Origin of the sequence: Bacillus haikouensis (assembly GCF_013179555.1) — a bacterium.
GTDB lineage: Bacteria > Bacillota > Bacilli > Bacillales > Bacillaceae_B > Rossellomorea > Rossellomorea haikouensis_A.
The window spans coordinates 1-25,898 of the sequence record NZ_JABMCR010000022.1; the positions used below are offsets into that span (position 1 = coordinate 1).

The window sequence follows — 25,898 nt, forward strand, 5'->3', positions numbered from 1 at the left end:
TACTTTCTACGATCTTCCACTTTGCTAATGGCTTATGGTCATTCTGTGTAAGCTGGGGAATCACGGTATCACCACGTTCTCAATTAATAGCTACATATGTAACGATCGGAATTTTTGTTGCGTTATCGGTTGTTGGTATGCGCGCAATCTTTGCATTCGTATAAGAAAATAGCAGTCTGATAGAAAACAGCTGGCAACTTTGGCAGGAAAAGGAGTGAGTCACGATGAGTAAAGGCAAAATCATTGTAGTCGGCGGCGGATTAGCCGGCTTGATGGCCACAATCAAAGCAGCAGAAGTTGGAGCGGAAGTAGATTTATTCTCACTTGTACCCGTTAAACGTTCTCACTCTGTGTGTGCTCAGGGTGGTATAAATGGAGCCGTGAACACGAAAGGAGAAGGGGATTCTCCTTGGGAACATTTTGATGATACTGTATATGGAGGGGATTTCTTAGCGAATCAGCCTCCGGTTAAAGCGATGACAGAAGCAGCACCGGGCATTATCCACTTGTTGGATCGCATGGGGGTCATGTTTAATCGTACGCCTGAAGGTTTACTGGATTTTCGTCGTTTCGGCGGAACTCAGCATCACCGTACCGCATTTGCTGGTGCTACAACAGGACAGCAGCTTCTTTATGCATTGGACGAGCAAGTACGCCGTCATGAAGTAGCAGGTCTTGTTAACAAGTTCGAAGGATGGGAATTCCTGGGAGTGGTCGTGGATGACGAAGGAGTTGCACGCGGAATAGTTGCTCAGAACCTTCAAACAATGGAAATTAAATCGTTTGCGGCTGACGCTGTCATTATGGCAACCGGCGGACCTGGAATTATCTTCGGTAAGTCCACGAACTCAGTCATCAATACAGGTTCTGCAGCATCCATCGTTTATCAACAGGGAGCTTACTACGCGAATGGTGAATTCATCCAGATTCACCCTACTGCGATCCCGGGGGACGATAAGCTTCGTCTGATGAGTGAATCAGCACGCGGAGAAGGCGGACGTGTTTGGACGTATAAAGACGGCAAGCCTTGGTACTTCCTTGAAGAAAAGTATCCTGCATATGGTAACCTGGTACCGCGTGATATCGCAACGCGTGAAATATTCGACGTCTGCGTGAATCAGAAGCTTGGAATCAACGGTGAAAATATGGTCTACCTTGATTTATCTCATAAAGATTCTAAAGAACTTGACATTAAGCTTGGCGGAATCATAGAAATCTATGAGAAGTTCATGGGTGATGACCCTCGTAAAGTACCGATGAAAATTTTCCCTGCGGTCCACTATTCAATGGGCGGTCTATGGGTCGATTATGATCAAATGACGAATATCCCTGGTCTATTTGCAGCAGGGGAGTGCGATTATTCCCAGCACGGAGGTAACCGATTGGGAGCAAACTCATTATTATCTGCGATTTACGGCGGAATGGTTGCTGGTCCTAATGCGATTAAATATATCAGCGGGTTGGAAAAAACAGTTGAATCTGTACCATCTTCTGTCTTTGACCGCTATGTGGAGCAAGAAGAAGAAAAATGGAATAATATCATGTCCATGAATGGAACTGAAAACGCATATGTGATCCATAAAGAGCTTGGCGAATGGATGACAGACAACGTTACCGTTGTTCGTCATAATGATAAGCTGAAAGAAACAGATGCGAAAATTGTTGAACTAATGGAACGCTACAAAAATATCAATATCAACGATACAGCTAAATGGAGCAATCAGGGGGCAATGTTTACGCGTCAGCTGTGGAACATGCTTCAGCTTGCACGTGTAATCACAATCGGGGCTCTCAACCGTAACGAAAGCCGCGGGGCGCACTATAAGCCTGAATATCCTAAACGTAATGATGAGGAATTCTTAAAGACAACAATGGCGAAATTCAACGCAGCAACGAATTCACCTGAATTCCATTATGAAGAGGTGGATACATCACTGATCGCACCACGTGAGCGTGACTATTCTAAGAGCAAAGGGGGAAATAAGTGATGAGTGAAAACAAAAAAGTCCGTTTTATTATTACTCGTCAAGACAGCCCTGAAACAGCCTCTTATCAAGAAGAGTTCGAATTAGCTTATCGACCGAATATGAATGTAATATCGGCACTAATGGAGATCCGACGTAATCCAGTCAATGCAAAAGGTGAAGCGACTACTCCGATCAACTGGGATATGAACTGTCTTGAGGAAGTCTGCGGTGCCTGTTCGATGGTGATCAACGGGAAACCAAGACAATCATGTACGGCTCTTGTCGATCAGCTTGAACAGCCGATCCGCTTGGCACCGATGAAAACATTCCCGGTTGTACGCGACTTACAAGTCGACCGCAGCCGAATGTTTGACAGCCTGAAAAAAGTAAAAGCGTGGATTCCGATCGATGGCACATACGATCTTGGGCCTGGTCCGCGCATGCCGGAGAAAAAGCGTCAATGGGCGTACGAATTATCTAAATGCATGACGTGCGGTGTATGTTTGGAGGCGTGTCCTAACGTAAACAGCAAATCCGACTTCATCGGACCTGCTCCTCTTTCCCAAGTCCGTCTTTTCAATGCGCATCCAACTGGTGCCATGAACCAAGACGAACGTCTGGAGTCAATCATGGGAGACGGCGGCCTTGCAAACTGTGGTAACTCACAAAACTGCGTACAATCTTGTCCTAAAGGGATTCCTTTGACAACATCCATCGCAGCACTCAACCGCGAAACATCATTCCAAATGTTCAAAAACTTCTTCGGAAGCGACCATATGGTAGATTAATATCCAAAAAAGCACTTTCCTCCGGGGAAGTGCTTTTTCTTTCAACGGTTAAAATGTTGATAAATGATGTAAGTTCTATCCATGTCACGAGGTAAGAATCCTGGAAAAGCCATCACGGCAGTAGCGAGAGAATTGGCCGGTTTTATCTGGGCCGTTATGCAGGAAGTTGAAAACTCACCTAATTCTTATTGATGAATGTTTTCCAACGGTCTGTAAGGTTGTGTTTGATGAAATAAATAGAAATTAAATAGAAGCCTGAGAACAGGGCTCGAAGGCAAAGAGTAAAACCGGAAAGGAAAATCCATGTGCCTCCTCTGTGATATATCTATAGAGATTAACTCACGCGCCGAGTTAGTGGATCAGACCTTTATACGGAAAGATAAAATGTGAAAACCCACGAATATCAGAGTGCTAACCGCAGTAGAGATTTTTGCCTTCGTGCCGTGTTCTTACCTTCTATTCAATCAAAGAAGAAGGAGGATCAAGACAAACTAAAATAAGTTACACTCCATCCTCTCAGGGTGAAATTGTGTAAACTTATCCATATTCAAAACCGGTTCCAGCGATTGATTGGAGTGCAAAACGAAGACTCCTGCGGGACAAGCGTGTTAGGTGAGACTTGTCCAGCTCCGGCGGCTAGAGGCTCGAGACATAAGTCCTGCCATCCAAAAAGGCAAAAAGCGCCTTTATGGCTGCCCTGACTTATGCTTGTCGCCTCTGATCAGCCGCCTCCTCTTTTCTGCCCGCAGGGAGCTATTGCGACTGAGGAGGCTCACCAACCGCCCGCGGAAAGCGAAGTTTTGCATGGAAATCAATCGCGGTGATGCAAGGAGTCAATAAGTTGAGAAGTCGAAAATGAGCTTCTCTTTTTAAAGTTGCCTAAAATCAAAACCAAAATCAGTGTGGGGTGAGTGTCTTGACAGTTTCGTTCATATCAGGAGGCTCCCCGACCGCTCTCGGAAAGCGAGTGCCTGGAGCGGAAATCAACGGACCCTATTCGATGGATGATCCGCATTCAGTTGAAGATTTTGTTGCTTAACGGTTCCTATATGAAGAAAAAACGATTATAATAAACAAAAAAGAATGAACATTCATTCATTTTATTGACTACACAGAAGGAGGAGCCATTTTGAAACATATTACATACATTAAGGATATAGACACATGGCAAAAAGAATTTCATTTCTCCATAGAAGTAAAGGTTCGTTTTTCCGAAACGGATATGTTTGGACATTTAAATAACACGGTTCCATTTACATATTTTGAGGAAGCGAGAACCGACTTTTTTAAATACAAGGGATTCATGCAGGATTGGGTTAAGCCTGATCATGATACGATTCCGGTTGTAGCAGATCTGCAGTGCGATTATCTTAAACAGGTCTATTTTGGTGAACGCATTCATGTGTTTGTCAAAGCAGACAAAGTTGGCAAGTCTTCAGTCGATCTGCACTATATGGGCATGAATGAAAAGCAAGATGTCTGCTTCGTTGGCAGAGGAACAATGGTACAAATTTCGCGTAAGACGGGGAAAGGTGTTCCCTGGACGGAAGAAATGAGAAAGAAATTTGACTGCCCTTCAGTCATGTCCTCCTCAACCTAATCGTGTGTGAAAGAATCGCTGCCTATTTTTTAATTTACTTCTTCTCAATGTCACTCTAAACCGCACCTTCACATATGATATTCTGACGACCAACAATACCCATCCCCGCGGTTTAAAGCTGGCGAAGGCAAGGAGGGTTACCATAATTGAAGGACAATGATTTTACACACAAACCGTTGCTCACAAAGAGAGAAAAAGAAGTATTCGAGCTGTTAGTCCAGGATAAAACAACAAAGGAAATAGCTAGCGACTTATTCATTAGCGAAAAAACAGTTCGAAATCATATTTCCAACGCCATGCAAAAGCTTGGAGTGAAGGGGCGATCACAGGCAGTTGTAGAGCTTCTTCGCATGGGGGAACTCAAGCTTTAACAGTAAGGGACTGATTCTTATGACAATTACCCGGTTTCAAGTAAACCGTTTAATGTACAAATAAGAGTCAGTCTCTTTTAGTTTTCAGGGCAGATTGGCAAGTATCCCGAACTTTTCTTGAAATTTCACTGAAAAAAGGAGAAAATGCTAATAGGATCATTTAATATCTGATATTGAAAATGATTCATGTGAATGCCAAAATGACCGCTTTTAAAAAAACGCGATGATTCTAAATAAGTACTAGACAGTCAAAGGAGAATTATGATGAATAAAGAAGAAGTCCATCCTAAGGCAGATGCACAAATAGTGGCGGATATAGAGAAAGATTTAAGATACATATCTTCCATCATCAAACAGAAGGGACGCGAGATATTAAGTCAATATACCCTTACGCCACCTCAGTTCATTGCCCTTCAATGGCTATTTGAATATGGCGACATGACTATCGGAGATCTTTCGAATAGAATGTACCTCGCTTGCAGCACGACGACAGATCTCGTCGACCGTATGGAGAAAAATGAATTGGTTGAAAGAGTCAAGGATGAGAATGACAGACGGGTCGTCCGAATTCATATGTTAAAAGAGGGCGAAAGGATTATTGAAGAAGTAATTAAAAAAAGGCAGAATTATTTACAGTCCGTACTCGAAGATTTTTCAGAAGAAGAAGTACTCGGGTTAAAAGGGAACTTAGCTAAGCTGCATCAAGAAATGAAACCAGAGTGAGGGAATAATGTGATTCAACCTATTGGCATAATCGATTCAGGTGTTGGCGGCTTGACAGTTGCAAAGGAGGTCATGCGCCAATTGCCAAAAGAAACGATCTATTATCTCGGCGACACAGCCAGATGTCCATATGGCCCGCGGTCTTCAGAAGAAGTGAAGAAATTCACCTGGCAGATGACACAGTACCTCCTGCAGTATGACATGAAAATGCTCATCATCGCCTGCAATACCGCGACTGCTGTCGTGCTGGATGAGATACAGACGCAATTGGATATCCCAGTCATCGGGGTCATCCATCCCGGGGCAAGGGCTGCCATCAAGCATACGTATAATAGAAAGATCGGGGTGCTCGGAACCATCGGCACGATAAACAGCGGCGCCTATGAAGAAGCACTTCATGCTTTACATGGAAGTCTCGAGGTGAGCCCGCTGGCATGTCCTAAATTTGTCCCATTAGTGGAAAGCGGCGAATATAACAGTGCAACAGCAGACTCAATCGTGGAGGAGACGCTTGCTTCAATAAAAGAAACTGATATTGATACGCTGATCCTCGGGTGTACCCACTATCCTCTCCTGCAATCGAAAATACAGAATTTTATGGGGGCAGGGGTAAGTGTTATCAGTTCAGGCGATGAAACGGCCAGGGAAATCAGTACGATCCTGGACTATTATAATCTGCTGTATCGTGGGATCAGGGTGCCTGAGCATCGTTTCTTTACAACGGGATCGTCTCTTTTGTTTTCTCAGATCGCATCAGATTGGCTGAACATCGGGAAGATCCATACAGAAACCATCCGGCTTTAAGACTGATTGTCTCTGCCGGGTGGTTTTATTTTATTTTCTCTTAAAAATGTTTGTCTGCATTTCTTGAAAGTTTCGGTCTATTTTGTAATTGAGGCTCGTATACATGTAGTACAAACTGTCTTTTAGGAGGATTCGCGATGTCAAAAAAAGCGAAAGTGTCAATTGCGGTAACGGTGTTAGCATCTTCTGTATATCTTTCAGGTTGCGGGCTGTTAAGTTTCGGAGATAAAGAAAAGATCGATCCGCCGCAGGATGTATCATACTTAAAAGAAGGTGAAAAAGTAGATACAGCGAAGAAAGAAGGAGAAGATAAAGAGACGGCGAGCAAAGAAGAAGCAGTTGAAAAAACAGTGATGACAGAACTGTATCTGATCGATAAAAACGGTTACGTAGTTTCACAGTCCCTACCTCTTCCGAACAATGAGAGTGTCGCCAAACAGGCACTTGAATATCTGGTCGTAAACGGTCCGGTGCAGAATGTCCTTCCAAATGGATTCCGAGCAGTACTGCCTGCAGATACACAAGTGACAGTCAATATAAAGGATGGTAAAGCAATCGCAGATTTTTCACCGGAGTTCAATAACTATCAGCCTGAAGATGAACAGAAGATCCTTCAATCGGTCACATGGACGCTGACTCAATTTGAGTCGGTAGAACAAGTGGAGCTGCGAGTAAACGGGTATCCGTTAACAGAAATGCCTGTTAATGGTACGCCGATCGATGAAACCGGGTTATCCAGAAACATGGGTATCAATGTCGATACGAGCGGAGTGGCGGACCTTACAAGCACAAAACCTGTAACGGTTTACTACGTTTCACAGACTGATTCCGAGACGTACTATGTACCTGTAACCAAGCGGGTAAATTCAAGCGAGGCGGATGAAGTGAAAGCCGTTGTACAGGAACTCATCGAAGGACCTGGGTACAGTTCGTCTCTTGCCAGTGATTTCACTGGAGCAAAACTCCTGGATGATCCGTCCCTTAAAGACGGTACAGTTACCCTGAATTTCAATGAAGCGGTGTACGGAAGCCTGGAAGAGAAAATGGTATCCGAGCATATGCTGAATTCCCTGGTCCTATCCTTGACTGAGCAAAAAGGTATTAAAGGGGTATCCGTCCTGGTGAATGGAGAAGCGACCGCTGTAAGCAAAGATGGAGAAGCGGTCACTGAACCCGTCACCCGTCCGGAAAATGTGAATGCAATTAGTTTTTAAATGACCATTTTTTGATATACTATTATAGAATGCTGAAAAAGAGGTTGGCTGATGCCGCCTCTTCTCTTTTTGGGATGAACTTTTTACATATGAGTTTAAAATGATCACTACAGGAGGAAAAAATATGAGATATGATGGAAGAGAAAAGAATCAACTGAGGAAAGTAAGTATCGAAACCGGATATGTGATGCATCCGGAGGGGTCTGTATTGATCACAGTGGGGAATACAAAAGTGATTTGTAATGCAAGCATTGAAGACCGCGTACCGCCGTTTTTGAGAAACAGCGGAAAAGGATGGATTACTGCAGAGTATTCCATGCTGCCGAGGGCAACAGAATCGAGAAATATCCGTGAATCTTCGAAAGGGAAGATTTCAGGGAGAACAATGGAAATCCAGCGATTGATCGGGCGTGCTCTCAGAGCAGTTGTGAATTTGGATGCAATTGGTGAACGGACAATCTGGATAGATTGTGATGTCATTCAGGCGGACGGCGGCACAAGAACGGCTTCTATCACAGGTGCCTTTGTGGCCATGGCGCTTGCTCTTGGGAAGTTACAAGACAGCAAGAAGATTTCCTCTTTTCCTCTTAAGAGTTATTTAGCTGCTACAAGCGTAGGGATAGTAGAGGGTCACGGCGCGGTGCTCGACCTGAATTATATTGAAGACAGCAAAGCTTTGGTGGATATGAACATCATCATGACAGGTGAAGGGGAATTTGTCGAACTGCAGGGCACAGGGGAAGAAGCAACCTTCACGATGAATCAGCTTCACGAAATGCTCGGATTAGGACAAGCTGGAATTCAGGAACTATTCGACATGCAAAAACGGGCGCTTGGTGAAGTGGCGCAAAGAATTCAGTAAAGGGATGAGGCAGTGATGACGAAACGCGTAATAATTGCGACAAAGAATCAGGGGAAAGCAAAGGAATTTCGAAATATGTTTGCTCCCTACGGATATGAGGTACAAACATTACTAGACTTGCCTCATATTGAAGATGTGGAAGAAACAGGCTCGACATTTGAGGAAAATGCCATCCTGAAAGCTGAAACCGTAGCAGAAGAATTGGGTGAAATGGTGATTGCTGATGATTCAGGTCTGTCGATCGATGCATTGGACGGTCGTCCGGGAGTTTATTCCGCCCGCTATGCAGGGTTAGAAAAAAGCGATGAGGCAAATATAGACAAGGTATTGGATGAATTGAAGGATATACCCAATGGAGACCGCAGTTCAAGGTTTCACTGTGTACTGGCTGTAGCCGGACCAGGAATGGAAACCCGCACTGTAACCGGGACCTGTGAAGGCCAGATTCTTCAGGAAAGACGAGGTACAAACGGATTTGGTTATGATCCGATCTTCTTTGTTCCATCTCTCGGAAAGTCGATGGCGGAACTTTCGCCTGAAGAAAAGAGCAGCATCAGTCACCGCGGAAACGCTCTCGAAAAATTAGGGGCACTGATCACAGACTTAGTTTAAAAGGGTGAGAAATAAATGAAGCTGTTAATTGTGAGTGACAGCCATGGTTCGAAAAACGAAATCCAGGAACTGGCTGAAAAATATGAAGGGGAAGTAAACGCGATGATTCATTGCGGTGATTCCGAGCTGAGTGCCGACGATAATGTGTTGTCATCCTTCTTAGCGGTACGGGGAAACTGTGACATGGATGCCAGGCTCCCCGATGACCTGATAGAAGAAGTGGATGGGAATACCATCATGATTACTCATGGACACTTATATGGCATAAAGATGTCCTTGATGAAACTTCGCTATCGAGCAGAGGAAACAGGAGCCGGGTTCGTTTTCTTCGGGCATTCCCATACACTTGGGGCAGAGATGGACAGGGGTACTCTATTTCTGAATCCGGGAAGCATCCTTCTGCCCCGAGGCAGAAGTGAACGCACGTATGCGATTGTGGATACTTCCGAAGAAATGATCAATGTCCAGTTCTTGACTCATGAGCATGAGGTTCTGGTAGAGCAGGAGTTTACATTTTAATGTAGATTATGAAAAGAAGAACTTTAGATGGAGGTTCTTCTTTTCAATTTCCTGTATTCAGTTTATAATTTTGATATCGGGAACCCGCCGATTCACGAGCAAAAAGAATTTTAATAAACTTTTCATAAAATGTATTGACTTATGTATGCTATGTGAATATAATAAATATTGTCCTTAACAAAATATGTCCCAGTAGCTCAGCAGGATAGAGCAACGGCCTTCTAAGCCGTCGGTCGGGAGTTCGAATCTCTCCTGGGACGCCACTATATTACATACTTACCTTGATATAACAGGGTTTTGACAAATAAGGGATACTGACACAGACTAGAACACTGTGGGAGTATCTTTTTTATATCCCTCCCTCGAAGCTGTTTAATAGCAAGATAAAGAATTCGGGAAAGGTTGGATAAGTAGAATAATATGCTTGATAACTTATAATGACTCAGTTATCCTCTTATTTAGAAAATGTCCCAGTAGCTCAGCAGGATAGAGCAACAGTTTCCTAAACTGTAGGTCGGGAGTTCGAATCTCTTCTGGGACGCCATTAATCTTACATACATTAAGCTTGCCAATAGGCAGGCTTTTTTTTGTATTCAGGATGGTTTCTAAACAAAAGGGGACTGGATGAAAAAGAAGAGCCTTGAATAGTGATTCTAACGGCACGCTGTCAGTTAAACCGGATTTAATCCTGCCGGTATCAGTAGTATTTCTGCCGATATGAGGCAGAATCCTGTCGAAATGACCCATTTTCCTGCGGGTATCAATTAATTCTGCCAAAACCAACATTCATCCTGCTTTATAACATATTATTCCACATCACCTGGACACGACCACAAATGAAGCAGGACTCCTGCCCATCCCGCTTCAGTCCCACCCTCTTGATAATCTTTGTTTTCTATAACCTCTCATGCTACACTATTACCATCTTTAATACGTATAGGCAGGTACAAAACATGAAGAAGAAACACAATGAGGGAAAAGGAAAAATCGTACAGTTTCCCGGTCTGAAGGAAAAGCTCCTTGAGAAAGGGGTGCAAGCCTTGGAGAGCGGTGATATCCAGGAATCGGCCGATCTTTTGACCCAGGCTTATGAAATCGACCCGGAGAATCCCGATATCAATACAGCATTGATACTGGCTCTTTATGAGAATAAACAATATGATGATGCGAAAGTGATTTGCAGAGAAATGCTGCTTGAAGGGATCGGGGAGTATTTCGAGGTAGTCGACATGTATTTGATGATACTCATTCAGCTCCATCAGCATCAGGATGTCGTGGACACGATCCACGCTTTATTTGATGAAAAAGAAGTGCCCTTTGATAAGGAAGAACATTTTAAGAAGCTGCTGCATTTCAGTGAAAGAATAGTGGAGGGAAATGAGCCGGATACCCAGGCACGGCAAGATCGTGAGGAAGCGCAGGAGACTTCCATCCTGAAAGATAAGAGTCTTGAGGAACAGACTATGATCGCGGCCCAGCTGGTCCATAGAAATGTTCGGCCATATCTGGCAGAACTGCAAGCGTATTTGAATGACGGGGAGTCGCATCCGTTTCTGCAGTCAATGGTCCTGAACGTTCTACGGGAACATGGATTCGATAAGGAAATACCGGTTAACAAACTGAATGAAGAAGCGATGATAATACCTTCAGAGCTTCCGGATGTATTTGAAACGGACAAGTTTATCTCAGTATCTGAAGAACTTGAAGATCTTCTGGCTCAGCGCAATCCATCACTTTTTCAGCATGCACTTGAATTAGTGAAGAGACATTTTTTTATAATGTATCCTTTTGATATACAGGCTGACCCTGTGAATACGGCTGTTGTTTACGCAAGCTACACAGCTGAAATGTTTGCCGACACCATTCTGGGGGAAGAACTTAAAGGGAAAATGGAAGAATGCGGGGAGTGCAGATACCTGTTGGAGCAGCTTCATGAGCTTGAGAGAATTTCTTCACCGATAATTTAAATGCTCTCTGTTGAAAGAATGAAGCTGTATGTTATAATGTAATGGTTGCAATAGAATAGATTTTTATATATTTACGATGATAGTGCTAGATTCATACACGGGACTATCTACTACTATGCGTAAAAAAATCAGAATCAAATATAGATTGTTGGAGGGAACAGTATGTCTGCAAAATGGGAAAAGCAAGAAGGTAACCAAGGAGTACTTACAATTGAAGTGGAAGCTGCTAAAGTAAACGAAGGTTTGGACGCTGCTTTCAAAAAAGTTGTAAAGCAAGTAAATGTACCCGGATTCCGTAAAGGGAAGATGCCCCGCGGTATGTTCGAAAAACGTTTCGGTGTAGAATCACTTTATCAGGATGCATTAGATGTTATCCTGCCTGAAGCCTATGCAAAAGCAATCGAAGAAACTGGTATCGATCCAATCGATCGTCCGGAAATCGATGTTGAGCAAATGGAAAAAGGAAAAGAACTGATCTTCACTGCGAAAGTACAAGTGAAGCCGGAAGTGAAACTTGGAGACTACAAAGGTCTTGAAGTTGAAAAAATGGAAACTGAAGTAACAGCCGAAGATGTTGAAGCTGAACTTACTTCTCTTCAAGAAAAACAAGCTGAACTTGTTGTGAAAGAAGAAGGGCAAGCTGAAGATGGCGATACAGTAACAATGGACTTTGAAGGCTTCGTTGATGGTGAAGCGTTTGAAGGCGGCCAAGCTGAAAACTATTCCCTTGAACTTGGTTCAGGTCAATTCATTCCAGGATTCGAAGAGCAACTGGTTGGTGCAGCCACTGGAGAAGAAAAAGATGTTGAAGTGAACTTCCCGGATGAGTACCATGCAGCTGAACTTGCTGGAAAACCTGCAACATTCAAAGTGAAAATCCATGAAATCAAAACAAAAGAACTGCCTGCACTTGACGATGAATTCGCAAAAGATGCAGACGAAGAAGTAGAAACACTGGCAGAGCTTAAAGAAAAAATCGAGAAGCGTCTTCAAGAAGCCAAAAAGACCGAAGCTGAAACAGCAGTTCGTGAAACACTTGTAGAAAAAGCTTCTGAAAATGCAGAAGTTGAAATTCCTGAAGTAATGGTAAACAGTGAAGTTGACCGTATGATGCAGGAATTCGAACAGCGTCTTCAAATGCAAGGGATGAACCTTGAGCTTTACTTCCAATTCTCTGGTCAATCAGAAGAAGATCTTAAAGGTCAAATGAAAGAAGATGCAGGCAAGCGCGTACGCACAAACCTTACACTGGAAGCAATCGCTGCAGCTGAAAATCTTGAAGTGACTGATGAGGAAGCAGAAGAAGAAGTAAATAAGATGGCTGAGCAGTACAATATGTCTGCTGACAACATCAAGCAGGCCCTTGGCGGACTTGATACACTTAAAGCGGACCTTAAAGTTCGTAAAGCATTAGAATTTCTTGTTGATAACAGCAAAGAAGCATAATAATAAATAAGAACAAGGCGCGATTCGCGCCTTGTTTTGTACAATAAAAGAAGTCAGCTGCAAAAAATGAGGCAAAAAACGCCTCCGGAAAGCGAACACTTGCATGGAAAGCAACAGCAGTAGTAAGAAGGCAATATCTTTTAAAGATTTCAACCGTTCAGAAAGAATAATAACCTGCATTTTTGGATAAACCTTAATAAGCAGGGATAAAAAATATTGGGAACATACTTGCTGTCTTCTTCCATATGAATACCATAAAACATTTAAGTAAAATATTTGCTAAAATGTCCGATACATAATAAGATGATTCTTAAGAATCGTATAATTTTTTTACGAACATATACTATGCTAAAATGCAATACATAACTTAGTGGTGTGAAGACAGCAAGTCCTCGGTCTTTCGTAATATTTTTATGATTGATTGAAGAAGTAATAATGAAGGGGTGAACCACATTGTTTAAATTCAATGACGAAAAAGGACAGCTGAAATGTTCTTTTTGCGGTAAAACGCAAGATCAAGTGCGTAAATTAGTAGCGGGACCTGGTGTTTATATATGTGATGAATGTATCGAACTGTGTACGGAAATCGTAGAAGAAGAGCTGGGTACTGAAGAGGAAGTCGAATTCAAGGATGTTCCGAAACCGAAGGAAATCCGTGAAATCCTTGATGAATATGTAATCGGACAGGATCAGGCAAAAAAATCCCTTGCTGTAGCTGTTTATAATCACTATAAACGTATCAATTCAAGCAGCAAAGTGGATGATGTCGAACTGTCAAAAAGTAATATTGCGATGATCGGACCTACAGGAAGCGGTAAAACCTTACTTGCACAGACACTTGCACGCATTCTGAACGTGCCATTCGCGATTGCGGATGCTACATCGCTTACAGAAGCAGGTTATGTTGGTGAAGACGTCGAAAACATACTGTTAAAGCTGATTCAGGCTGCCGACTATGATGTGGAAAAAGCTGAAAAAGGCATCATCTACATCGATGAAATCGATAAAGTGGCTAGAAAATCAGAAAATCCATCCATCACAAGAGACGTATCCGGAGAAGGTGTACAGCAGGCATTGTTGAAAATCCTTGAAGGAACCGTAGCAAGCGTACCTCCACAAGGCGGGCGTAAGCATCCTCATCAGGAGTTCATACAGATCGATACGTCGAATGTCCTGTTCATTTGTGGTGGTGCATTTGATGGAATCGAGCAAATCATCAAGCGCCGTCTGGGCCAAAAGGTGATCGGTTTCGGTTCTGATCCTAAAAATGCCGAATTAAAAGAAGATAAGTCACTTCTTTCAAAAGTAGTACCTGAAGATTTATTGAAGTTCGGCCTGATCCCTGAATTCATTGGGCGTCTGCCTGTGATTTCAAGTCTTGAGCCTCTTGATGAAGAAGCACTCGTCGAAATTCTGACAAAACCTAAAAATGCATTAGTGAAGCAATATCAAAAAATGCTGGAGCTTGATGATGTGGAGTTGGAGTTCACCGACGATGCCCTTCTTGAAATTTCGAAAAAAGCAATCGAGCGTAAAACCGGTGCACGTGGTCTTCGTTCGATCATCGAAACGATGATGCTCGATGTGATGTTCGATCTTCCTTCCCGTGACGATATCAAGAAATGTATCATCACGAAAGAAACAATCATTGAAGATGCAGCACCTCAGCTCATCCTTGAGGACGGTACAGTGATAGATCCAAACGAAGAAAAAACTTCAGCTTAACAGCTGATCAGCCCGGAATAATAATTATTATTCCGGGCTTTTTTTGTGTATTAGTATGTTCAACACCGTTTTTTATCCATCATAAAACAATTCACTTTCCGCAGAAATCACCGGCCGATCAGCCCTGCAATTTCCTATTGACAGACCCTCAGTCGAAATATATTTTTTTGTTTATTCCCACTTCCTCAAGGAGATACTAACCCGTAACAACTTGTATCTACTTGGAGGGAGACGAATGAGCTTTACTAGCATTGCTTTGTTTATACAATTATTCTTCGGGATTATCATTGGCTTGTATTTCTGGAACCTGCTGAAAAATCAACGGAATCAAAAAGTGACGATCGACCGTGAGTCAAAAAAGGAAATGGAGGAACTCAGAAAAATGAGGTCCATTGCCTTAACAGAGCCCCTTGCGGAAAAAGTAAGACCGTCAAGTTTTGATGATATTATCGGTCAGGAAGATGGAATAAAAGCTTTAAAGGCAGCCTTATGCAGTCCCAATCCTCAGCATGTCATCATTTACGGGCCACCCGGGGTAGGAAAAACGGCAGCTGCACGGCTCGTGTTGGAAGAAGCGAAGAAGAATGTTAAATCCCCCTTTAAATCCAGTGCGGTATTTGTGGAGCTGGATGCCACAACCGCTCGTTTTGATGAAAGAGGGATTGCCGACCCATTGATCGGTTCTGTTCATGATCCCATCTATCAGGGTGCCGGAGCCATGGGACAGGCAGGAATCCCGCAGCCGAAACAAGGGGCTGTCACTAATGCCCATGGAGGCGTATTATTTATCGATGAAATAGGAGAATTGCATCCTATTCAAATGAATAAACTATTAAAGGTGTTGGAGGATCGTAAAGTTTTCCTGGAAAGTGCTTATTATAATGAAGAAAATCAACAAATCCCCACACACATACATGATATTTTCAAAAACGGACTTCCAGCCGACTTTAGATTGATCGGAGCAACTACCCGTACACCAAATGATATTCCCCCTGCCATTCGTTCACGCTGTATGGAAGTATTTTTCAGGGAGCTTGAGCAGGATGAAGTAAAGAAAGTGGCTGCCCGTGCTGTTAATAAGATCAATATGAAAATCAGTGATGAAGGTCTTGAAACACTTGCTTCCTACTCCCGAAACGGACGTGAGGCGGTGAATATGGTCCAGATCGCTGCGGGTGTTGCGATCAATGAAAATAGAGCTGAAATCTTTGATCATGAGCTGGAATGGATCATTCAATCAAGTCAGCTATCGCCGAGATATCAAAAGAAAATAAACGAAGAAGCATCCATTGGCGTGGTAAACGGTCTTGCAGTGACCGGCCCGAATACAGGTTCACTGCTGGAAATCGAGGTCACCGTGATTCCTGCACCGGACAAGGGGCAGATTAATGTCACTGGAATCGTAGAAGAAGAGAGCATCGGGGACCGAAGTAAATCAATACGGCGAAAAAGCATGGCGAAGGGATCAATTGAAAATGTCATCACGGTCCTCCGTTCAATGGGAGTACCAGCCGACCAGTATGACATACATGTTAACTTTCCCGGGGGCATCCCGGTGGATGGGCCTTCAGCCGGCATTGCCATGGCACTCGGTATTTACTCTGCCATTTATCGGATACCGATCAAGCATAATCTGGCTTTAACCGGCGAAATCAGTATCCATGGATTTGTTAAACCTGTCGGTGGCGTTTATCCGAAGGTGAAAGGAGCGAGACTGGCTGGAGCGGAGATTGCAATCATTCCGTTTGAAAATCAGCAATCGCTGATGAATGGAATCGATGGAATTGAAGTCATTCCGGTCAAACACTTGAAAGAAGTCCTGGACCTTGCTTTATTAAAAGACCAATTAAGCACTAGTGAATCTGCATTGTTAAATGAATCAAATAAAAAAAGCGTATAGACTTTTGGCCGGTTCGGGTCTATCCGAATCGGTTTGTTTTTGATGACCCGCCCTGTACCTATTTAATAGACACTACCTAGTAAATAAGTTAGAATTGTACAAAGGCTAAGAGCCTAATTTTGGAGGTGTTAGATTTGTCAAAACAAAATAAAATAACGGTTCCCCTCCTTCCATTAAGAGGCTTACTCGTTTATCCGACAATGGTCTTGCATTTAGATGTTGGCCGTGAGCGCTCCGTACAGGCTTTGGAAAAAGCCATGATGGATAACCACCTGATTTTCCTGACTACACAAAAAGACATGAATATAGATGAGCCTGAACAAGAAGACTTTTATGAAATGGGAACTCTGACCAAGGTGAAACAGATGCTTAAGCTGCCTAACGGAACAATCCGGGTACTGGTGGAAGGAATGAATCGTGCATCGATTACCGCTTTCACTGCAGAAGAAGAATATTATGAAGTGGAAGTGGAAGAGCTGCATGATTCCCTCGAGAAGGAATCGGAAACAGATGCATTGATGAGAACACTCTTGAATTATTTTGAGCAATACATAAAGTTATCCAAGAAAGTATCAGCCGAAACATATTCAACTGTCTCCGATATTGATGAGCCGGGGAGACTGGCCGATATCGTGGCATCTCATCTTCCTTTAAAGATGAAGGAAAAGCAATCAGTACTGGAAACGCTGGATATCAAGAAGCGTTTGCAGATGGTGATTGAAACCATTAACAATGAAAAAGAAGTATTGAGCCTGGAAAAGAAGATAGGACAGCGGGTAAAGCGTTCTATGGAAAGGACTCAAAAGGAATACTATCTTAGGGAGCAAATGAAAGCAATCCAAAAAGAGCTTGGAGATAAGGAAGGAAAAGCCGGTGAAATCGATGACTTGACCTCGAAGATCGAACAGGCAGATATGCCTGAAGATGTGGAAAAAAACGCCCTTAAAGAGCTGGCCCGCTATGAAAAAGTCCCATCCAGCTCAGCGGAAAGCTCTGTTATCAGAAACTACATTGAATGGCTGGTTTCACTTCCTTGGTCAACTGAGACAAAAGATCAGCTTGACATTAAACGATCAGAGGCAATTCTAAACCGCGATCATTATGGACTGGAAAAAGTAAAAGAGAGAGTACTGGAATACTTGGCGGTTCAGCAGCTGACGAAATCGCTGAAGGGCCCGATACTCTGTCTTGCCGGACCTCCCGGAGTGGGAAAAACAAGTCTGGCACGGTCTGTTGCTGAGTCACTCGGCAGAAACTTCGTCCGGGTTTCTCTTGGCGGAGTAAGGGACGAGTCTGAAATAAGAGGCCACAGACGTACGTATGTTGGAGCGATGCCTGGAAGAATCATCCAGGGGATGAAGAAGGCGGGCACTGTCAATCCGGTATTCCTGCTGGATGAAATCGATAAAATGTCCAGTGACTTCAGGGGAGATCCGTCATCCGCCATGCTCGAGGTCCTCGATCCGGAGCAGAACTCCAATTTCAGTGATCATTACATCGAAGAGACATATGATCTGTCCAAGGTCATGTTCCTTGCAACGGCAAATGACCTGTCCACAATCCCGGGACCATTAAGAGACCGTATGGAAATTATCACGATAGCAGGATATACTGAGCTTGAAAAAATGAATATCGCCAAGCATCACTTGTTGACGAAACAGATCAAAGATCACGGGCTGACAAAAAATCAGCTGCAGGTAAGGGATGAAGCAATCATCGATATCGTCCGCTACTATACGCGTGAAGCAGGTGTCAGAAGTCTTGAGCGTCAACTGGCTTCTCTATGCAGAAAAACGGCGAAAATCATTGTATCCGGCGAGAAGAAAAGGGTCGTGATTACAAGCAGCAATATCGAAGACTTTTTGGGTAAGAAGAAATTCAGATACGGACAGGCGGAAGTCGAAAATCAAATCGGGGTTTCGACCGGCCTTGCATATACATCGGTCGGAGGAGATACGCTTCAAATCGAAGTTTCGCTTGCTCCCGGAAAAGGAAAGCTTGTCTTGACCGGAAAGCTTGGAGATGTCATGAAGGAGTCTGCTCAGACAGCCTTCAGTTATGTTCGCTCCAAAGCGAAAGACCTGGGAATTGATGAACAATTCCATGAAAAATGGGATATTCATATCCATGTCCCTGAAGGTGCGGTGCCGAAGGACGGCCCATCAGCCGGAATCACGATCACCACTGCCCTCGTTTCTGCCCTTACAGGCAAATTTGTAAACAGGGAAGTCGGAATGACAGGCGAAATTACACTCCGCGGAAGAGTCCTTCCTATCGGAGGTTTGAAAGAGAAATCATTAAGCGCTCATCGTGCTGGAATCAAAACGATTATCCTGCCGAAGGATAATGAAAAGGACATTGATGATATTCCTGTAAGTGTACGGGAAGATCTGACTTTCATTCTTGTATCCCACATAGATGAAGTTTTAGAGAAAGCATTAGTAGGTGAAGAGAAGTGAAAGTAAATCAAGTTGAATTAGTAATCAGTGCCGTCAGGCCGGAACAGTACCCGGAAGGTGACCTGCCTGAATTTGCACTCGCTGGCCGTTCAAACGTGGGGAAATCATCCTTTATCAATAAAATGATCGGACGCAACAGCATGGCAAGGATTTCATCCAAACCGGGTAAGACCCAGACACTGAACTTTTATAAAATAGAAGAAACGCTTTATTATGTAGATGTACCTGGGTACGGCTATGCGAAGGTTTCCAAGAAAGAACGTGAAGCATGGGGGAAGATGATCGAAACTTATATTACCTCCCGTGAACAGCTGAAAGCCGTCGTCCTGATCGTCGATCTCCGTCATCCGCCGACAAACGATGATGCCGTCATGTATGAATTTCTGAAGCATTATGGTATCCCTTGCATTGTGATTGCGACAAAAGCAGATAAAATACCGAAAGGCAAATGGCAAAAGCATCTTAAGGTCACAAAAGAAACCCTTGAAATGGATGAAGAGGACGAATTGGTCTTATTCTCCTCCGAAACAGGCTTGGGAAAAGACAAAGCATGGTCGGCGATTAAATCCTTTTATTAATAATTTCAGATTTCTAATAAAAAAGAACTGCTTCAATAGGGAAAGACAAACTATTGAAGCAGTTCTTTTATGTATAAAGGGTTTTAAAAGGGAGTAAGTACCTAAGTGTATCGAGAAATACACAGGATATGAAAGGAATGTGCCGTATCCCTGTCCATATGCAAGGTCAATAACTCTCACCTTTAATTATGCGTAATTATAAATAATTATAAGTGTATTTGAATTTTGAGAATTTTCTCTTTTGTTGGTACAATTATGAAAGATATATGCTACATAAAAAAGGGGGACTTCAAAGAGTGAAGAAATTGACAGGTTTAATGGTATTGCTATTCGTGATGATCCTTTCCGGATGCGGAGGCAAAGCGGAAACAGAAAGCGGAGCAAAGCTTGTAGAGGAAGGAAAGCTGATTTATGCAGCCTCCGGTGAGTTTAAGCCATTCAGTGTAACCGAGGGCGATGGTACGATGTCAGGATTTGATATCGAGGTCGCTGAAGCTGTTGCCAAGGAACTCGGACTTGAACCCGAACAAAAGAAATTTAAGTTTGCAGGAATCGTGGAAGGAGTTAAGTCGGGGCGCTTCGATGCAGCCGTGGCAAGTCACACGATTACGGAAGACCGTTTGAAGGAAGTGGACTTCTCGACTCCGTATTACTATTCGGGACCTCAAATTTTTGTCCGTCCCGACAGCGATGTACAAACATTGGCAGACCTTGAAGGGAAAGAGATTGCCGTTTCAAAAGGATCTACTTATGCAGATACTGCAAGTGAGGTGACAGACAGCATCCAGCAATATGATAGTGATGTAGTCGCACTTGAAGCATTGAACAAAGGAAAGCATGATGCAGTCATCACAGACTTCATCACAGGTAAAGAGGCGATTGCTTCGGACTTGAAGATTGAAGCGCGCGAACTGATCGGGCGCAGCGAGCAGGCAATCGCAGTAGGGAAAGAAAATGAACAGCTTCTGAAAGATATCAATAAAGCACTGGAGAAGCTGAAAGAAGACGGCACATTAAAGAAAATCAGCGAAAAGTATTTCAATACAGACATCACAACAGACCCGGAAGAGTAAGCGCAGCATGATGAAAAGCGAATGTGCTTCGTGTGCACATTCGCTTTTTTTATCGATGGACACTTTTTCCAGACAAAAGCAAATAGTTGAATGGAGGGACATTCATGCATTTTCTCGAAACCTTTGCAGATACATATGACATATTTTTAAAAGGGATGCTTCTGACATTCCAGTTGACGGTTGTATCCGTATTGATCGCCATAGTAATCGGACTATTTTTTGCATTCTTAAAGATTTCCAAAGTAAAACCGCTGGAACTTTTGGCAGACTTATATATCTTTGTCGTCCGGGGGACACCGTTGATCGTACAGATCTTTATTTTCTATTTTGGGTTGACGGCCCTGAATATTTCAGGATTCTGGTCGGTCGTTCTCGGTCTTGCTTTCCATAATGGGGCCTATATTGCTGAAATCTTCAGAGGCGCCATCCAATCCATCGACCGCGGTCAAATGGAAGCCGGCCGCTCACTTGGGATGTCAAATGGATTGACCATGAGAAGGATCATATTGCCGCAGGCATTCCGCAGAGCCCTGCCGCCCCTGGGAAATCAGTTTATCATCGCCTTAAAGGATTCATCTCTTGCTTCCTTTATCGGTATGTTTGAGCTCTTCAGCGTCGCCACGACCTTGGGATCAAATAACTTCGACTATATGACATACCTGTTAATCGTTGCAATCTATTACCTGGTACTTGTCCTGGTGTTCTCAACGATTGTCAACATTATTGAAAAACGTATGTCTGTCAGTGATTAACGATACGGGAGGGATGAAAAATGAGTCAGGAAATGATAAAGGTTGAAAAGTTGAATAAATCCTTCGGGGACTTGCATGTACTGAAGGATATCGATATGAACGTGAGGGAAAGTGAGGTTGTCTGCTTAATAGGTGCCAGCGGATCTGGTAAAAGCACATTGCTTCGCTGCCTGAACTTCCTGGAATTAAAAGATAACGGCAAGGTGATTTTTGAAGGAGAGGTAGTGAATCAGGAAACACATGATTTAAATAAAATCCGTCAAAAAGTGGGGATGGTTTTTCAGCACTTCTACCTTTTCCCGCATATGACAGTATTAGAGAACGTCTTGGAAGCACCAGTACATGTAAAACATGTCCCGAAAGCACAAGCCAGGAAAGATGCACAGGAGCTATTGAAAAAAGTAGGACTGGCTGAAAAAGAAAACGTCTATCCTTCGAAACTTTCAGGCGGACAGAAGCAGCGTGTTGCAATCGCGAGGGCACTTGCCATGAAACCGGATATCATGCTGTTCGATGAGCCTACATCCGCACTCGATCCCGAGCTGGTCGGAGAGGTCCTGTCTACAATGAAGGAGCTTGCTCTCGAAGGAATGACGATGGTCGTGGTCACGCATGAAATGGGGTTTGCGCGGGAAGTGGGAGACCGCGTGGTTTATATGCATGACGGAAGAATCGTGGAGGAAGGATATCCGAAAGAAATGTTCTCCAATCCTAAACAGCAAAGAACCAAGGAATTCCTTGATTCTGTCTTATAAGAGATTGAATGGAGCGCCTCAATGTAATTGAGGCGTTTTTTTACTGTGCTTTGGTAAATGTTTATCTAAGGCTGCCGTACATTCCTTCAAAGTTTCTTCTGTCCTCTTTCATGTTCTGGTTGGACATGCATATTATGGTAGAAAGCACGGAAAGGAATACATGGATATGAGTAAGAATAAGGTAACCATGGCCGCCTCTATTTATGCTGCCATGTCAATTAGTTTTTGGGGAATCTCATTTGTATCGACCAAGGCGGTTGTTGATAAAATCGATCCCTATACTCTTCTCGTACTGAGATTTGCAATAGGTGCACTATTTCTCTTAACGGTACTCGTGTTAAAACGATATCCACTTTATTTCCCCTTTCGCTATATCCCTCATCTGATTATTCTTGCTGTACTGGGAGTATTCGTGCATCAGGTCATTCAAGCAACGGCATTGATCACCATTGATGCATCTGCTGCAGGCTGGATGATATCCTTCTCACCTGTGTTCACGGTCATTCTATCCATGATTTTTTTACATGAGAAAATGACTTCCTTTCGTGCGGCAGGCATGCTTCTGGCCATTGCCGGAGTGATGATGGTGACGAGTGCCGGTAGTGGGAAGAGACCGGATTTTGCTATAAGCATCGGGTTTATATTGATGCTTCTCAGTACTTTGAATTGGGCAGTATATTCCGTTTTGCTGAAGAGATTGAGTATTCCACTCCCTTCTCTTGTCGTCACCTTTTATATGAGCATGTTCGGGTGTTTCCTGACCCTGCCGTTTATGCTCAGAAATAAGGGGTGGGAAAACTTGCCCCTGCTGGCTCAGGTAGAATGGGCACATATATTGTTTCTTGGCGTATTTGTCTCAGGTGTCGGATATTGGTATTGGGGAAAAGCGCTTGAAATGATGGATGCTTCCAAAGTATCAATGTTCCTTTACCTGGAGCCCTTAGTGACGCTCATTGCTGCTATCCTGCTTCTTCATGAGAAGATTTTTCTCATCAGTATTCTGGGCGGGGGCATCATCATCATAGGGGTCACTATGGTGAACGAGCAATCAGTGTCGTTTTTTCAACGCTTGTTATGGAGAAGGAAATAATACATGGAATGTGAGTGGGTAAAACCTTGAGACCGAAGTCAGGTGCTCTGTAAAAAACAAATGGAAAGGAAGAGTTATTATGACATTGTTTGAACGGATCAAGAAAATACTGGACGGGCTCGCAGCTCCGTCTGCACTTGAGTTGAGGGATGCATTGGAATCACTGGGGATTGGATATGAGGAGCTGGTTCCTTTCCTTCAAACACCGGGAGGTCACCCGTATTACCGCCGGCTATTATATCAAAATGAAGAAGTGGAACTTCTCATGATGAATTGGTCTGATATTGAATGTTCACCACATGATCATGGTCATTCAAAAGGTTGGATTCAAGTCATGGAAGGAAATTCTTTGAACACGGTTTATGAAGTGGAAAATGGACAATTGCCGAGACAATTGTTTAATCGGATTCATCGTAAAGGTTCATTTTTCTTTGCTCCGAAGAAAGGGGTTCACAAAATGAAAAGGGAAGGACAAGATTCTCTTGTCACCCTTCATTTGTATTCACCGCCCATAGAAGGGATGAAGGTTTATGATCTGAAAAAATGCGCTGCATGTATTGTTTCCAAGGAGTGCGGAGCATGGTGGCCGGAACATCAGAAGCAGAAACTAAAAGAAATAACCTTTGAGCGGGAGTGAGGGAAGGTGACAATGAAGGACGTCCCCTTCCCAGCAAACTGAATGGTTTCCCATCATAACTTTGGAGAAGCCTATTTTTTTCTTATAAATAACAGGTAAACACCGATTACAATGATGACGATCGGCCAGAATTCCCAGGCAGATCCTACTTGTCCTTCAATTAATCCGAGATACCCGCCAACTTTATCATAGAATAATAGAATGATAGAAAGAGTGAGAAATAGTATTCCCTGAAACAATCCATTCCTTGTTTTTTGATATCTCAACAGGAAACCTAATGAAATGATCAGGATGAAAGTCCCCATGTGATCCGGCCAAATCTCAAGCTTGTTGACCACATGAAAATGGAGTCCGAAGCCGACAAGGATCGTACCCGGCAAAATCGCTTCATAATCACGGGCACCATAACCCTGACCCAAAAAGGCAGTGCCGACAATCATCAGCAGGGTGGGCCAAGTAAAGAATTCCTGAAATAAAACGATGTTTTTCTGCTGCAGATAAAAATAAAGTCCAAAGCCAATCAATATAAATCCCGGAAATATTCTTTGCTGTTTCATGATCGTCCTCCAATAAAATTTGGCGATAAAATTAGTAAATCATATTCCTATACTATACGAGTGAGGATTAAGGTTTATTTTCACGCATTTAAGGAAAAATGGTATAGAGAAGCTTTTTATATACTATATACGCCGAAAATAGAGTGAATCCTTTCCATTACTTGATTCTTTCAGCTTGTTTTGATAACCTACATTAGTAGGAAATGTCGAAATTTAAGAGAAATGAAACGGTTTTCAGGTGTTGTCCCTATAAACACTCTACAAACATTGTTGATTTTTATATGGTACATCATATCATAGCCAGGTTTCAATTTCTGTTCACATTTACGGGCAAAGGATACTTAACGGACATGTTATACTTAGGTTAATGATTTTATTGGGGGTGTAATGCATAGCATGTATACGATTGTCGTTGGTTTAAACTATAAAACGGCCCCTGTTGAGATTCGTGAGCGTTTATCATTCATTGAAACTGATCTTCCATTTGCTATGAGAGCATTGCAGGAAAAGAAAAGCATTCTGGAGAATGTCATCGTTTCCACTTGTAACAGAACGGAAGTATATGCAGTAGTCGATCAGCTTCACACAGGTCGTTATTATATAAAAGATTTTTTATCTCAATGGTTCGATATAGATAAAGAGGAGTTCACCCCGTATTTGTTCATTTATGAACAAGAAGGAGCGGTCGAACACCTTTTTAAAGTGTCTTGCGGTTTGAATTCAATGGTACTTGGTGAAACTCAGATACTTGGACAGGTCCGCACAAGCTTTTTCACTGCACAGGAAGCCGGAACAACTGGAACGGTATTCAATCATTTGTTCAAGCAGGCTGTGACAGTGGCGAAAAAAGCCCATTCAGAGACCGAAATCGGTTCAAATGCCGTTTCGGTCAGCTACGCAGCGGTCGAGCTTGCCAAAAAGGTATTTGGCAGCCTTGAAAACAAGCACGTATTGATTCTGGGTGCAGGTAAAATGGGAGAACTTGCAATTAAGAACTTACACGGAAGCGGTGCAACAAAGGTAACCGTCATCAACCGTACGTTTGAAAAAGCACAGACCCTTGCCGAGCGTTTCGAAGGAAATGCAAAGACGCTTCAGGAGCTGCAGTGTGCACTCATTGAAGCCGATATTATGATCAGTTCCACAGGTGCAAAGGACTTTGTCCTTTCGAAAGAGACCATGTCGTTTGTTGAACGCATGAGAAAAGGGCGTCCGCTTTTCATGGTGGATATTGCCGTGCCTCGTGACCTGGATCCTTCCATAGGCGAATTGGAAAGTGTGTTCCTCTATGACATTGATGATTTGGAGGGAATTGTACAGGCAAATCTGGCTGAGCGTAAGAAAGCAGCTGAACACATCGAATTGATGATCGAAGCGGAGATCGTTGATTTTAAAGACTGGTTGAACATGCTCGGAGTTGTGCCTGTCATTTCAGCTCTGCGACAAAAAGCGTTATCGATTCAGGCTGAAACGATGGAAAGCATCGAACGTAAAATGCC

The 25,898-nt window shown here is 43.2% G+C and carries 24 protein-coding genes, 2 tRNA genes and 1 pseudogene; 26 read left to right on the forward strand and 1 reads right to left on the reverse strand.

What is annotated here, in order from left to right; genetic code table 11:
• The 25 genes and pseudogenes from HP456_RS03975 to HP456_RS04090 form a co-directional block, all read left to right on the forward strand.
• Window positions 1–164: pseudogene (locus tag HP456_RS03975) on the forward strand (succinate dehydrogenase); the annotation flags it as partial.
• A gap of 60 nt (window positions 165–224) precedes the next feature.
• Window positions 225–1,988 carry a succinate dehydrogenase flavoprotein subunit gene (gene sdhA / locus HP456_RS03980; protein WP_172248715.1) on the forward strand — a complete coding sequence of 588 codons (1,764 nt, stop codon included), beginning with the start codon at window positions 225–227 and terminating at the stop codon, window positions 1,986–1,988.
• Window positions 1,988–2,755 carry a succinate dehydrogenase iron-sulfur subunit gene (sdhB, locus tag HP456_RS03985; protein ID WP_172248716.1) on the forward strand — a complete coding sequence of 256 codons (768 nt, stop codon included), beginning with the start codon at window positions 1,988–1,990 and terminating at the stop codon, window positions 2,753–2,755. The genes sdhA and sdhB overlap by 1 nt, the downstream gene beginning before the upstream one ends.
• A 916-nt stretch (window positions 2,756–3,671) precedes the next feature.
• Window positions 3,672–3,794, forward strand: a complete 123-nt coding sequence (locus tag HP456_RS25300) for a hypothetical protein (RefSeq protein WP_281357949.1) — start codon at window positions 3,672–3,674, stop codon at window positions 3,792–3,794.
• 90 nt (window positions 3,795–3,884) lie between these two features.
• Complete coding sequence (locus tag HP456_RS03990; RefSeq protein ID WP_172248717.1) at window positions 3,885–4,355, forward strand: acyl-CoA thioesterase; 471 nt, start codon at window positions 3,885–3,887, stop codon at window positions 4,353–4,355.
• A 146-nt stretch (window positions 4,356–4,501) separates the two neighbouring features.
• A complete protein-coding gene (locus HP456_RS03995) occupies window positions 4,502–4,726 on the forward strand; it encodes a helix-turn-helix domain-containing protein (RefSeq protein WP_032087424.1) in 225 nt (74 codons plus the stop codon).
• A 261-nt stretch (window positions 4,727–4,987) separates the two neighbouring features.
• Window positions 4,988–5,449, forward strand: a complete 462-nt coding sequence (locus HP456_RS04000; RefSeq protein ID WP_376766188.1) for a MarR family winged helix-turn-helix transcriptional regulator — start codon at window positions 4,988–4,990, stop codon at window positions 5,447–5,449.
• 9 nt (window positions 5,450–5,458) lie between these two features.
• A complete protein-coding gene (gene racE / locus HP456_RS04005) occupies window positions 5,459–6,253 on the forward strand; it encodes a glutamate racemase (RefSeq protein ID WP_172248718.1) in 795 nt (264 codons plus the stop codon).
• Between the two features lie 137 nt (window positions 6,254–6,390).
• Window positions 6,391–7,467 (forward strand): GerMN domain-containing protein, encoded by a 1,077-nt coding sequence (locus tag HP456_RS04010; RefSeq protein WP_172248719.1) that lies wholly within the window; start codon window positions 6,391–6,393, stop codon window positions 7,465–7,467.
• 124 nt (window positions 7,468–7,591) lie between these two features.
• Window positions 7,592–8,329 (forward strand): ribonuclease PH, encoded by a 738-nt coding sequence (gene rph, locus HP456_RS04015; protein WP_172248720.1) that lies wholly within the window; start codon window positions 7,592–7,594, stop codon window positions 8,327–8,329.
• A gap of 15 nt (window positions 8,330–8,344) precedes the next feature.
• Complete coding sequence (locus HP456_RS04020) at window positions 8,345–8,941, forward strand: XTP/dITP diphosphatase (RefSeq protein ID WP_172248721.1); 597 nt, start codon at window positions 8,345–8,347, stop codon at window positions 8,939–8,941.
• Between the two features lie 15 nt (window positions 8,942–8,956).
• Window positions 8,957–9,460 carry a metallophosphoesterase gene (locus HP456_RS04025; protein WP_172248722.1) on the forward strand — a complete coding sequence of 168 codons (504 nt, stop codon included), beginning with the start codon at window positions 8,957–8,959 and terminating at the stop codon, window positions 9,458–9,460.
• Window positions 9,461–9,646: 186 nt separating this feature from the next.
• Window positions 9,647–9,723: transfer RNA gene (locus tag HP456_RS04030), tRNA-Arg, on the forward strand.
• Between the two features lie 204 nt (window positions 9,724–9,927).
• Window positions 9,928–10,004: transfer RNA gene (locus tag HP456_RS04035), tRNA-Arg, on the forward strand.
• 409 nt (window positions 10,005–10,413) lie between these two features.
• Window positions 10,414–11,427, forward strand: a complete 1,014-nt coding sequence (locus HP456_RS04040; protein WP_172248723.1) for a tetratricopeptide repeat protein — start codon at window positions 10,414–10,416, stop codon at window positions 11,425–11,427.
• Between the two features lie 162 nt (window positions 11,428–11,589).
• On the forward strand, window positions 11,590–12,873 hold the full coding sequence (gene tig / locus HP456_RS04045; RefSeq protein ID WP_172248724.1) for a trigger factor: 1,284 nt from the start codon (window positions 11,590–11,592) through the stop codon (window positions 12,871–12,873).
• A 453-nt stretch (window positions 12,874–13,326) separates the two neighbouring features.
• Entirely contained in the window at window positions 13,327–14,598 is a 1,272-nt protein-coding gene (clpX, locus tag HP456_RS04050; RefSeq protein ID WP_172248725.1) for an ATP-dependent protease ATP-binding subunit ClpX, read from the forward strand.
• A 235-nt stretch (window positions 14,599–14,833) separates the two neighbouring features.
• Window positions 14,834–16,498 carry an ATP-dependent protease LonB gene (gene lonB, locus HP456_RS04055; RefSeq protein ID WP_172248726.1) on the forward strand — a complete coding sequence of 555 codons (1,665 nt, stop codon included), beginning with the start codon at window positions 14,834–14,836 and terminating at the stop codon, window positions 16,496–16,498.
• A 134-nt stretch (window positions 16,499–16,632) separates the two neighbouring features.
• A complete protein-coding gene (gene lon / locus HP456_RS04060; RefSeq protein ID WP_172248727.1) occupies window positions 16,633–18,957 on the forward strand; it encodes an endopeptidase La in 2,325 nt (774 codons plus the stop codon).
• Window positions 18,954–19,535, forward strand: coding sequence for a ribosome biogenesis GTP-binding protein YihA/YsxC (gene yihA / locus HP456_RS04065; protein ID WP_172248728.1), 582 nt, complete (start codon window positions 18,954–18,956; stop codon window positions 19,533–19,535). The genes lon and yihA overlap by 4 nt, the downstream gene beginning before the upstream one ends.
• Window positions 19,536–19,870: 335 nt before the next feature.
• Window positions 19,871–20,608, forward strand: a complete 738-nt coding sequence (locus tag HP456_RS04070) for a transporter substrate-binding domain-containing protein (protein ID WP_246288725.1) — start codon at window positions 19,871–19,873, stop codon at window positions 20,606–20,608.
• 104 nt (window positions 20,609–20,712) lie between these two features.
• A complete protein-coding gene (locus tag HP456_RS04075) occupies window positions 20,713–21,360 on the forward strand; it encodes an amino acid ABC transporter permease (protein WP_172248730.1) in 648 nt (215 codons plus the stop codon).
• 32 nt (window positions 21,361–21,392) lie between these two features.
• A complete protein-coding gene (locus HP456_RS04080) occupies window positions 21,393–22,115 on the forward strand; it encodes an amino acid ABC transporter ATP-binding protein (protein ID WP_172248735.1) in 723 nt (240 codons plus the stop codon).
• 166 nt (window positions 22,116–22,281) lie between these two features.
• Complete coding sequence (locus HP456_RS04085; RefSeq protein WP_172248731.1) at window positions 22,282–23,205, forward strand: DMT family transporter; 924 nt, start codon at window positions 22,282–22,284, stop codon at window positions 23,203–23,205.
• 79 nt (window positions 23,206–23,284) lie between these two features.
• Window positions 23,285–23,842, forward strand: coding sequence for a cysteine dioxygenase (locus HP456_RS04090; protein WP_172248732.1), 558 nt, complete (start codon window positions 23,285–23,287; stop codon window positions 23,840–23,842).
• A 71-nt stretch (window positions 23,843–23,913) separates the two neighbouring features.
• On the opposite strand, the gene HP456_RS04095 is transcribed toward HP456_RS04090, so the two are convergent.
• Complete coding sequence (locus tag HP456_RS04095; RefSeq protein WP_172248733.1) at window positions 23,914–24,399, reverse strand: LiaI-LiaF-like domain-containing protein; 486 nt, start codon at window positions 24,397–24,399, stop codon at window positions 23,914–23,916.
• Between the two features lie 396 nt (window positions 24,400–24,795).
• Here HP456_RS04095 and hemA point away from each other — a divergent pair.
• The coding region (gene hemA, locus HP456_RS04100; RefSeq protein ID WP_172248736.1) for a glutamyl-tRNA reductase at window positions 24,796–25,898 on the forward strand (1,103 nt) is incomplete at its 3' end.

Bases quoted from the DNA above. Each gene is read 5' to 3' on its own strand.
- sdhA (WP_172248715.1), top strand. From the start codon at position 225: ATGAGTAAAGGCAAAATCATTGTAGTCGGCGGCGGATTAGCCGGCTTG.
- sdhB (WP_172248716.1), top strand. From the start codon at position 1,988: ATGAGTGAAAACAAAAAAGTCCGTTTTATTATTACTCGTCAAGACAGC.
- HP456_RS04000 (WP_376766188.1), top strand. From the start codon at position 4,988: ATGATGAATAAAGAAGAAGTCCATCCTAAGGCAGATGCACAAATAGTG.
- HP456_RS04010 (WP_172248719.1), top strand. From the start codon at position 6,391: ATGTCAAAAAAAGCGAAAGTGTCAATTGCGGTAACGGTGTTAGCATCT.
- rph (WP_172248720.1), top strand. From the start codon at position 7,592: ATGAGATATGATGGAAGAGAAAAGAATCAACTGAGGAAAGTAAGTATC.
- HP456_RS04020 (WP_172248721.1), top strand. From the start codon at position 8,345: ATGACGAAACGCGTAATAATTGCGACAAAGAATCAGGGGAAAGCAAAG.
- HP456_RS04025 (WP_172248722.1), top strand. From the start codon at position 8,957: ATGAAGCTGTTAATTGTGAGTGACAGCCATGGTTCGAAAAACGAAATC.
- HP456_RS04040 (WP_172248723.1), top strand. From the start codon at position 10,414: ATGAAGAAGAAACACAATGAGGGAAAAGGAAAAATCGTACAGTTTCCC.
- tig (WP_172248724.1), top strand. From the start codon at position 11,590: ATGTCTGCAAAATGGGAAAAGCAAGAAGGTAACCAAGGAGTACTTACA.
- lonB (WP_172248726.1), top strand. From the start codon at position 14,834: ATGAGCTTTACTAGCATTGCTTTGTTTATACAATTATTCTTCGGGATT.
- HP456_RS04070 (WP_246288725.1), top strand. From the start codon at position 19,871: ATGATCCTTTCCGGATGCGGAGGCAAAGCGGAAACAGAAAGCGGAGCA.
- HP456_RS04075 (WP_172248730.1), top strand. From the start codon at position 20,713: ATGCATTTTCTCGAAACCTTTGCAGATACATATGACATATTTTTAAAA.
- HP456_RS04080 (WP_172248735.1), top strand. From the start codon at position 21,393: ATGATAAAGGTTGAAAAGTTGAATAAATCCTTCGGGGACTTGCATGTA.
- HP456_RS04085 (WP_172248731.1), top strand. From the start codon at position 22,282: ATGAGTAAGAATAAGGTAACCATGGCCGCCTCTATTTATGCTGCCATG.
- HP456_RS04090 (WP_172248732.1), top strand. From the start codon at position 23,285: ATGACATTGTTTGAACGGATCAAGAAAATACTGGACGGGCTCGCAGCT.
- HP456_RS04095 (WP_172248733.1), bottom strand. From the start codon at position 24,399: ATGAAACAGCAAAGAATATTTCCGGGATTTATATTGATTGGCTTTGGA.